Here is an 8,862-nt window from a genome sequence, read left to right as displayed (position 1 = left end):
TCCTTAGGCACCAACTTGCAAGCCACGGTCAACTCGCTCCAAGCCGTCGATCAAACCGCCCTGCAAGCTCAGTTGCAACAGTTAAACAACCAACAGTCGGTTGACTACTACCTGGTCTCGCAGATGAACACCGCCGCTCAGGCTGTGCTCACACTCTTCCGTTGATATACTAAACGATACTTGAATGCAATCGGGCGGTGCTCACGCAGTTTGATCACCGCCTCCACTAACAGAATATGTATTTATTTGTTTATTTATTCGTATAATCATTACTGTATGTTCGGTGATGGCTACTTAAAGTGAACACCAAGCAATGACTTCTCCACTTGTTACCGCTGTGCCTTTCGAACTCGCTGCAAACAAGCTGCAGGGGCAGATCACGAGCATTCAAACGGTATTAGCCGCTGGCACTAAAACACTATCTACCACTGAAAAAGCAACGGTTACCAAGCTTTCAAACGACGCGACGTCTTACGGTAAGGTGCAGACAAGCATCGCATCAGCACAACAGGTGATTACAGCGGCCAAATCAGCGTTAACCAAGATCACGTCGGTCTTGCAGGATATGCAACTACTCGCCAATAAAGCGAACGACCCGACTTTGGGTAGCTCAGATGCAACCGTGTTTAATCAACAGTTTCAGGCAAAAATTCTAGAACTGGAAAAATACGCCAGCAAGTCGCGTACAAATGGCGTGAATTTACTAAGTGGCACGGCCGTGTTAAACGTCACGACTGGCATTGATAAAAAAGATCCGAAATCAACCACGACCGTTTACCCCGTTAATGTCCTTGCGATGGTCAGCGGTGGCGTGCTTGCGAACGCGGCGGTGGACAGCCCCAAACACGCCCAACAAGCGATTGATGGCATCAGGGCGGCAATGTCTGCGGTTAACAACGGTCAACAAGACCTTTCGACCTCAGCCAAGACTCTGACCAAGCTGAACACCACGGCTGGCAAACAATTAACGACTACCAACAATACCCTTACTTCCATGCAAGCGATCGACAAAACAGGTCTTTCTAAGCAGCTGACAACTCTGTTGAATGAACAAGAAGCTGACTATAAGATCATTAATCAGCTGACGGGCAGTGCCTATACAAATTTAAATATCTTACGACCTTAAGTTTTTGGATTTTCAGTCGTTATTAATACTAGGCAATAACAGTCGTTAACTTTAAATTGAATCGCGCTATAACGACCTATCATTAACGCATGGGCACCCACAGGAGTTAATTATGTTCGCATCTGCCAATGGCTTAAAAGCCTACACCACCGTACAAAACCACGTGCAAGGCGCCGAGTTTGAAAAAAGATGGTTTGAGTCAGTGATTATGGTTCTGAACAGAATTCAGGCAGGTCAGTATGATCCAGTCACAACGCACGTTCGTTTGATTGAAGTGCGCGACGGTTTGCAGTGGGTTCAAGAAAACCTTAACGAGCGCCTCAACTCGCAACATCGCACTCTTCTTAAATCCATCTATTCAACAAATATCCGCATCATCAATGGTGTGATCGAGACTTTAAATACCGACATGCTCACCATCGTGATCGCGTCAGTTAAAACAATTCTCAAGCCTTACGAAAGAAAAACTGAAGGCGCAGGCGCACCAGCTTAAAGCAACTTGACTGCTTGATTTGACGATAGAATCTGTGGCCGGAAAACGCTTGTGAGATTACTGCGACACCCCTAAGGGAGTCGCAGAATCATATGAGCTGCAGATAAGCTCTGATCGAATAACTTCTGTAGTGGCTTAACCATAGGCGGCAGAAGCAGCATCAAAATGACCAAGCCAGTACCGAGGGTAATCGGGAAGCCTATCCCAAAAATGTTGAGCTGGGGGGCTGACCGTGTCAACACCCCAAGCGCCATGTTAGTCAGCAGCATGGCAGCAAGGATAGGCAAAGCCAGCTGCAAACCGGTGCTAAAAATTGTCGCACCCCACTTGGCAATTTGCATGCCATTGACGCCACCAAGGCCCAATTGCACCGGCAGAATCTCAAAGCTCTCTGTCAAGACAGAGATCATCAGCAAATGGCCGTCAAGGTGTAAAAATACCAGCGTCGTGAGCAGGCTCAAAAACGTGCTGATAACCGTCGTCTGACCGGCGGATTCAGGGTCAAAAAACGTGGCAAAACCAAATCCCATGCTCAAGCCACTCATTTGGCCAAACATGTCGATTGCGCTGAAGACCACGCGCATAACAAAGCCCATGGCCGTACCGATCAGCATCTGTTGAATTAATACAAGTAGGCCAGTCGTTGAGAACAGGTCGACTTTTATCGTACCGAGTGTCGGGGCGATGATTAGCGTAATTAACACGCCCAGGCCGATTTTGATGGGCGCCGCGATAGAAGTATTACTGAACAAAGGCGCTGCGGCCATAAATGCCAGGATTCGCGTCAACGGCACGAACAGACCTGACACCCAAATTTGAAGCATATCGCCATCTAGCTGAATCATAGGCCGATCTGCTCTTTTGAACTACGGCTATTCAGAGAAGGTAGGAAACTGCGTCAGCACGTGATGCATATAGTCAGTCAGAACTGACAAAATCCAGGGGCCGGCAATCACAAGCACCACTAGCACGGTCAACAGCTTGGGGATAAACGTCAAGGTTTGCTCGTTGATCTGTGTTGCCGCTTGAAATATGCTCACGATCAAACCTACAACCAGAGCAGCCAGCAGCATCGGGGCGGCAATCATAATCATGATCTGCATGCCCTCTCGGCCCAAGGTCATGACGGATTCAGGATTCATTCGCCAGCGTCCTCTCAGTAAAAGCTTTGAGCCAACGAACCGATTAATAAGGTCCAGCCATCAACCAGCACAAAGAGCATCAATTTAAACGGCAAGGCCACAATGGACGGTGACACCATCATCATCCCCATTGACATGAGGACGCTAGCGACCACCATATCGATAATCAAAAACGGGATGAAAATGCTAAAGCCGATTTGAAAGGCTGTCTTCAGCTCGCTGGTCACAAACGCTGGCACCAACACCGTTAAGGGAACATCCTCTGGCTTCTGGATTTTGTCATTACGAGACAATTTAATAAATAACCCCAGATCGGTCTGGCGCGTCTGCCTGAGCATAAACTCTTTCAGTGGTTGAACACCGCGGTCCAACGCTACAGTCATGGTAATTTTATTTTCACTAAATGGCTCGTAAGCATCAACATAGATTTTGTCGAACACCGGCTGCATCACAAAAAAGGTCAAAAACAGCGACAAGCCCAGCAAGATCTGGTTCGGTGGGACCCCCTGCGCACCAATGGTCTGACGCAGCAATGAGAGCACGATGATGATGCGCGTAAAACTTGTCATCATCATTAGTGCAGCTGGTAAAAATGATAGTGACGACAAGAGCAGCAACGTCCGCACACTCAAGCTGTAAGTCTGACCGCCATTCGCTGTCGTCGAAGAATTGATCAGATTCAGGCCCTCTGCGTCTTGAGCATGCACGAGACTGACACTGAGAAGCAATGCGAGCCCGAGCCAACGAGCCATGCCAGTTTTGGTCATGACAGGGGGTCCATTTGAGAATTCGATGCGGACTTAGCCGCCTGTGCATAGGTCTGGGGCTCAAGGTCTGCAATCGCCGTCATCCGGCCTGCTGAAACACCGACCACTAACCAACGACCTGCTACTTCAACCACGACAATTCTCTCGCGAGAACCAACGCTGACGCCACCGACGATCTTCGCCACGCTCCCGTTGATCAGCTTTTTACCATAGGCGCGCTTCAACACCCAGGCGAGTGCCAACACCAAAACCAGGACAAGGCACAGACTTGCAGTCGCGCGAAAAGTATCCATGGCAATTAGCGGTTGAGTTTACGAATACGCTCTGTTGGCGTAATGATATCGGTCAGACGGATACCGAACTTATCATTGACGACCACGACCTCACCCTGGGCGACGATGTAGCCGTTAACCATCACATCCATGGGTTCTCCTGCCATACCGTTTAACTCAACAATCGAGCCTTGACCAAGTTGCAGCAGATTTTTGATCGTCATTTTGGTTCTACCGAGCTCAACCGTAAGTTGTATCGGGATATCCAGAATAAATTCAATGTCGTTCTGGCCAGTTTGCTTGGCAGCCGGCGCGAACTCATCAAAAACATCAGTTCGAGCGGCAGCCGGCACGGCAGCCTCCGACTGTTCACGCATTGCGTCATCCCAACCTGAATCCAGCATTTCTTCTGGACTAACTGACTCATCTTCAGGGGTAGTCGCCATTTAAGATCTCCTGGCAGTTTCGTTACTATCAAATTTCAGTAGTTTTTCGACTCGAAGGGCATATTGTCCGTTGGATGTACCGTACCGACAAGCTAAAACGGGTAAGTTCTCAACGGTCACTTCTATTTCTTGGGATAAATTTAAAGGGATTACATCCCCCACTTTCATTTCAAGCAAAGACGCTACGTTAACGTCTTTGGTACAAAGGTTGGCGACGAGCTCAAGCTCAGCAGGCATGATTTCACGCCTCATCATTTTGACCCATCTTTCATCTGCCCCAAGCGTCTCACCCTGCAGAGTCGACGCTAGCAAATCTTTGATCGGCTCAATCATTGAATAGGGGATACACAGGTCGATCTGACCCATGGCAACACCAACTTCAATCGTGAAGGATGCGGTCACGACAACTTCATTTGGCGTAGCAATATTGGCAAACTGGGTATTCAACTCAGATCTTAAATACTCGAGTTCAAGCTCATAAACAGGCGCCCACGAGTTTTGATAAGCCTCGAAGATCAAATCGAGAACGCGGCGAATAATACGCTGCTCAGTCTGGGTGAAATCGCGGCCTTCGACCCGAGTATGAAAGCGCCCATCGCCACCAAACATACAATCAACCACAGAGAACACCAAGGTGGGGTCACATACGATTAACGCGGTCCCCCTCAGCGGCTTGATGTGTATCAAATTCAGGTTAGTCGGCACCACCAGATTTCTAACGAACTCCCCATATTTCATGGTTCTGATCGGGGTAACAGATACTTCTGTTGTACGCCGCAAGAAGTTAAACATCGACACACGCAACATCCGGATGAATCGCTCGTGAATAATCTCAAGCGTCGGCAAGCTCCCCCTAACGATCCGCTCTTGATTCGCCAGATTGAAAGACCGTACTTCATTCGGGTCCGCAACTTGATCGTACGAACCGACATCTTCATCGTCGATGCCTTTTAGTAGCGCATCGACTTCGTCCTGACTCAAAAACCCGTCTTGCATGGTTTGGTATCCGCCTACTGAATAATGAAGGTCGTAAAAAAGACCGCAATCACGTGCTCCTCCTCGTCGTCCTCTTCATATGGCTTGTTCAATTCAGTCATAATTTCTTCGACTAATTTATCTTTGCCTTTTGCAGTTGACACCTCAGATGCTTTTTTACTGGATAAGATCAGCAGCATTCTGTTACGAACCATAGGCATATGTTCTTTAATGCCATCCACACCTTGCGCGTCCTTAGCCTGCAACGTGATGCTCACTTGCAAAAACTGTGGATCCTGATTTTCTTCACCCATCAGGTTGACGGTGAAGGCCTCAAGTGTCGCGAAGGCAGGCTTGACTGGTGCTTTCTTTTCTTTGGGTTTGGCTTTCTTTTCTTGCCCAGCCTCAGCGCCTGCAGCTGGATGCGAATCTTTAGTCAGAAAATAATAGACACCACCACCCACGCCTGCGAGCACAATCAGCAAAAGAAGAACGAGGACAATTAGCTTTACCGCTGACTTTTTTCGAGGAGGAGCCTCGAACTCGTCTTCTTCCTGTATTTCAACTTTTTTGCTTTTTGCTGCCGTCGCCATTAAACACCCCAATAATGATCTAGGTGACCATTATCGACGAAATTTAAGAAAACAAATATCTTAAATAAAATTGCTATTCCAAGTCAGACAAAACAATTGTGAAAATACTTAGTTATCGCCACAACGCATCCAGGTTATCCAGGCGCCATTTGGCCGGATCTTCAGCTGAAACGATTTCATCGGTAACACTCGTGGACAAATCCACGATCTCCGGTGCCACTCTTAACTCAGATTTAATGGAGTAAAAGATTTTGACCTTAGGTGTGGTGAGTGACTTCGTCGATTGCTCCATCACGATCGCCAATTTGTCGGATTTGAGTCTGACGAGGCTACCCACTGCGTAGACACCGACAGTTCTGACAAAGGCCTCAAGCAGCGTTGCATCCAGTTCGGTGTCAGATTTTTTCAACAGCTGCCGAACGGCAAATGGCGGTGGCATCCCGACACGATGATCGTGGTCCGACGTCATCGAATCGTACATATCGCAAATTTTTGCCATTTTAGCCAACTGACTGGTTTCAGCAGACTTTAAACCGCCCGGGACGCCCGAGCCATCGACTGCCTCGTGGTGGTGCAAACACACATCCAGAACCGCTTGCGACACGTCGCCATTTTTAACCAGCATCTCGTAACCATCTTGGTGATGCGTTTCAAATAGCGCCTCTGAAGTCATGGTTGTGCCGTGCTGCCTGGCCGTTTCCGGCTTGCTACCGACGATACCAAGATCATGCATCAAGCCAGCCAAGCCGGCTTCGCGTACCTCTTTATCTGACAACTTGAGCTCTTTGGCCAGAGCAACCATTAAGCTGGCGACGGCCACAGCGTGCGCGGATGTGAAATCGAATGCGTCTTTCTTGCGTGCGACACTCACTATGGCGTGCGAACTTTCCTCGACTGAATCCACAATGTCATCAACAATCTTCTCAGCTTCTTTGATGTCGATGGCTTGCCCTGACCGCGCATTGCTGAAAATCGCGTTAACCGCTTCTTTAGAACGCGTCAGGACAGCCGAGGCGGTGGCCATCGCCGACTCGGTCTTTGCGACGGCATCCTCTTTTAGCTCTTCTTTAGATGGTTTACGAACATTTTTGCTTGGCTCGGCAAAGAAACTCGCGATCTCATCGACACGGTTTTTGGATGCTGCCACAGCTCTTTCTCTGGCCTTTTCTTCAGCCGTCGCGATGTCTCTGCCCTTTTCAGTATCGATCCAGAAGTATTGACAACCGGTCTCGATGATCTTTTTGGCTGTTTTCACGTCATGGATCAAGAAAGACGAACGCCAAAAAGAGCGTTCTAGCCAGCTACCCGGCAATTTTTCCAGGTACATGCCGATACGAATCTCTTCAATGGGGATTTTTTTGATCATTTTTAGGCAAAGGTGTCCACTAATCCGTGGCCCAAGGAGCCACCCGGTTGATCTGAGTCAGGATTCGCTTTCGGTAATGCATGGTTAGATACAAATCTCTTCGCAATTAATTGGTTGGGGGTACTCGATTGTCCAGTTTCACTCGCACCGCTGTTACCCAGAACCGTCGCACGATCCAAGACAACGCCTGCGTTGGACATTGCACTTTTAAGTGCAGGAAATCCGTCAGCCAGCGCTTGTCTGACTTCGGGGTTATCCGACACAAAATTCGCCGTGATGACATTGCGGTGTGCTTGGATTTCGATTTTTAATGGGCCTAAATTGGGCGGGTTCAAGGTTAAAACAGCTGATTGATGCTCGCCTTGGCACATCCAGACAATTCTTTGACTCATCTCGGTATGCCATCCCCCCCCATCCAGGCGGGACTGCATGAAGTAAGGTTCCGTATTTGGCGGCGTTGCTGTGTACGAGGAACCACTACTATCTTTTGCTACCAAGTTGTCTTTTGCAGCTACTGCCGACATAGTGAGATTCACCTCAGCCTCAGCGCCGGACCTCGTGTCTTGTTGCTCTTGCTCGGCAGATTGGCCGTCAATTTTATTCGCCATCAAATTGCTTTGATTGGGTTTAACAACCAGTTCATTCAGCGAACGACCCGACTTGCCAGCATCATTTGTCCTAAAGTTAGTCTTGACTAACCGTTGACCTGAGCCCTTCGCTGCATCATCGGCGCTTAAGTGCTCGGCAACGCCCGAGTCTTTGTTTTTGTCAGCGGAAGGTATCGTAACGGTGCTTAATCGTGTAGCCCGAGAAAACGTTGTGCTCGCATTAAATGCGTCTCCAAACATCCTGTGCTCTTCTTCTGCGGCTACGCCTGCACCTTGATTACCGGTGCTTGAAGCGCTGCCCTGAGCTGCTCGACTGGATACATTTGCGGCAGCGCCCTGAGTGTTAGCTTGACTCAAGCCTGCTTTATTTTCACGATTTTCAGCCTCATGGCGACGTTTTGCCGCCTCACTACGTTGAGCATCTTGCTGTTGACCAGACTTCATTGCCGCGGTGGCGACATCTTGTCCTTGCTCACGCTGTTGTAGCAGTTGAGAAAAACTGACCGACCCCGCCTTGTTCGTCACAGGCGACTGGGTCAGCAGTCTTTTGGTCGGACTAGTGTCCGCCAACTGTGTGAGCCCGGGGTTGGTCACGTTTGTATTCATTATGGCTGTGTCCGTTTCTTTATTAACTTTACAGCAGCGCGAGCGTTCACAAACTCATCCGTCGCTTTTTGTTCACGTTTTAGCTCCGCAACGTTGCGTTTATGCATTTCTTTTTCCAGCAGCACCTCAAAAGACATCTGCTTTCTCTTGCATGCTTGCCAAGCTAGTCTTTGCTCTTCAGCCATGAGCCGACACCGGTCAACCACCTGTTGTTGGCCCTGCATGGTTTTATCCAGATTAGTCACGAACAATTTAAAGTTTGATAACTGCTCAAGGTGGATACCAGAGGTCAATTGATCAATGTGTTCTTCCATATACTGCTGTCGATATTCACTCAATGTTTGCCACTGATTTTCGGCTTCCGATAGCTGCTGATTAATCTGAGCTAACTCAATTGAGGCTTCATCGACGGCTTTCTGTGTCAACTCGAGCAAGGTTTCTAACGAGGAGGTAGATTTAGCCATGGTG

The 8,862-nt window shown here is 48.6% G+C and carries 12 protein-coding genes; 2 read left to right on the top strand and 10 right to left on the bottom strand.

Features of this window, described 5'->3' with window-relative positions; translation table 11 throughout:
• Window positions 1–313: 313 nt before the first annotated feature.
• Complete coding sequence (locus BCM14_RS13165) at window positions 314–1,126, top strand: flagellin (protein WP_106228496.1); 813 nt, start codon at window positions 314–316, stop codon at window positions 1,124–1,126.
• Between the two features lie 112 nt (window positions 1,127–1,238).
• Window positions 1,239–1,619, top strand: a complete 381-nt coding sequence (locus BCM14_RS13160) for a hypothetical protein (protein ID WP_106228495.1) — start codon at window positions 1,239–1,241, stop codon at window positions 1,617–1,619.
• A 71-nt stretch (window positions 1,620–1,690) separates the two neighbouring features.
• Here BCM14_RS13160 and fliR read toward each other — a convergent pair whose 3' ends face one another.
• The 10 genes from fliR to fliJ form a co-directional block, all read right to left on the bottom strand.
• Complete coding sequence (fliR, locus tag BCM14_RS13155; protein ID WP_106228494.1) at window positions 1,691–2,464, bottom strand: flagellar biosynthetic protein FliR; 774 nt, start codon at window positions 2,462–2,464, stop codon at window positions 1,691–1,693.
• Between the two features lie 27 nt (window positions 2,465–2,491).
• On the bottom strand, window positions 2,492–2,761 hold the full coding sequence (gene fliQ / locus BCM14_RS13150) for a flagellar biosynthesis protein FliQ (RefSeq protein ID WP_106228493.1): 270 nt from the start codon (window positions 2,759–2,761) through the stop codon (window positions 2,492–2,494).
• A gap of 14 nt (window positions 2,762–2,775) precedes the next feature.
• A complete protein-coding gene (gene fliP / locus BCM14_RS13145; RefSeq protein ID WP_106228492.1) occupies window positions 2,776–3,528 on the bottom strand; it encodes a flagellar type III secretion system pore protein FliP in 753 nt (250 codons plus the stop codon).
• Window positions 3,525–3,821 (bottom strand): flagellar biosynthetic protein FliO, encoded by a 297-nt coding sequence (fliO, locus tag BCM14_RS13140; RefSeq protein ID WP_106228491.1) that lies wholly within the window; start codon window positions 3,819–3,821, stop codon window positions 3,525–3,527. The genes fliP and fliO overlap by 4 nt, the downstream gene beginning before the upstream one ends.
• A gap of 5 nt (window positions 3,822–3,826) precedes the next feature.
• Window positions 3,827–4,246 carry a flagellar motor switch protein FliN gene (fliN, locus tag BCM14_RS13135; RefSeq protein WP_106228490.1) on the bottom strand — a complete coding sequence of 140 codons (420 nt, stop codon included), beginning with the start codon at window positions 4,244–4,246 and terminating at the stop codon, window positions 3,827–3,829.
• Window positions 4,247–5,242 carry a flagellar motor switch protein FliM gene (gene fliM / locus BCM14_RS13130; RefSeq protein ID WP_106228489.1) on the bottom strand — a complete coding sequence of 332 codons (996 nt, stop codon included), beginning with the start codon at window positions 5,240–5,242 and terminating at the stop codon, window positions 4,247–4,249.
• Window positions 5,243–5,256: 14 nt separating this feature from the next.
• Window positions 5,257–5,814, bottom strand: coding sequence for a flagellar basal body-associated protein FliL (gene fliL / locus BCM14_RS13125; protein WP_106228488.1), 558 nt, complete (start codon window positions 5,812–5,814; stop codon window positions 5,257–5,259).
• Between the two features lie 112 nt (window positions 5,815–5,926).
• Window positions 5,927–7,180: an HD-GYP domain-containing protein gene (locus tag BCM14_RS13120; RefSeq protein ID WP_106228487.1), complete on the bottom strand. Its 1,254-nt coding sequence runs from the start codon at window positions 7,178–7,180 to the stop codon at window positions 5,927–5,929.
• A 2-nt stretch (window positions 7,181–7,182) separates the two neighbouring features.
• Window positions 7,183–8,394 carry a flagellar hook-length control protein FliK gene (locus tag BCM14_RS13115; RefSeq protein ID WP_106228486.1) on the bottom strand — a complete coding sequence of 404 codons (1,212 nt, stop codon included), beginning with the start codon at window positions 8,392–8,394 and terminating at the stop codon, window positions 7,183–7,185.
• Window positions 8,394–8,858: a flagellar export protein FliJ gene (gene fliJ / locus BCM14_RS13110; protein WP_106228485.1), complete on the bottom strand. Its 465-nt coding sequence runs from the start codon at window positions 8,856–8,858 to the stop codon at window positions 8,394–8,396. The genes BCM14_RS13115 and fliJ overlap by 1 nt, the downstream gene beginning before the upstream one ends.
• Window positions 8,859–8,862: the final 4 nt, after the last annotated feature.

This window comes from Jezberella montanilacus (genome assembly GCF_003003055.1).
In the GTDB taxonomy this organism is placed as follows: Bacteria; Pseudomonadota; Gammaproteobacteria; order Burkholderiales; family Burkholderiaceae_B; genus Zwartia; species Zwartia montanilacus.
Note: the sequence above shows the minus strand (reverse complement) of the source record. Positions and strands in the feature narration are given on the sequence as shown.

Coding starts and splice junctions, on each gene's coding strand:
- fliJ (WP_106228485.1), bottom strand. CDS start 8,858: ATGGCTAAATCTACCTCCTCGTTAGAAACCTTGCTCGAGTTGACACAG.
- fliM (WP_106228489.1), bottom strand. CDS start 5,242: ATGCAAGACGGGTTTTTGAGTCAGGACGAAGTCGATGCGCTACTAAAA.
- BCM14_RS13115 (WP_106228486.1), bottom strand. CDS start 8,394: ATGAATACAAACGTGACCAACCCCGGGCTCACACAGTTGGCGGACACT.
- fliQ (WP_106228493.1), bottom strand. CDS start 2,761: ATGAATCCTGAATCCGTCATGACCTTGGGCCGAGAGGGCATGCAGATC.
- BCM14_RS13165 (WP_106228496.1), top strand. CDS start 314: ATGACTTCTCCACTTGTTACCGCTGTGCCTTTCGAACTCGCTGCAAAC.
- fliR (WP_106228494.1), bottom strand. CDS start 2,464: ATGATTCAGCTAGATGGCGATATGCTTCAAATTTGGGTGTCAGGTCTG.
- fliP (WP_106228492.1), bottom strand. CDS start 3,528: ATGACCAAAACTGGCATGGCTCGTTGGCTCGGGCTCGCATTGCTTCTC.
- BCM14_RS13160 (WP_106228495.1), top strand. CDS start 1,239: ATGTTCGCATCTGCCAATGGCTTAAAAGCCTACACCACCGTACAAAAC.
- fliL (WP_106228488.1), bottom strand. CDS start 5,814: ATGGCGACGGCAGCAAAAAGCAAAAAAGTTGAAATACAGGAAGAAGAC.
- fliO (WP_106228491.1), bottom strand. CDS start 3,821: ATGGATACTTTTCGCGCGACTGCAAGTCTGTGCCTTGTCCTGGTTTTG.
- BCM14_RS13120 (WP_106228487.1), bottom strand. CDS start 7,180: ATGATCAAAAAAATCCCCATTGAAGAGATTCGTATCGGCATGTACCTG.
- fliN (WP_106228490.1), bottom strand. CDS start 4,246: ATGGCGACTACCCCTGAAGATGAGTCAGTTAGTCCAGAAGAAATGCTG.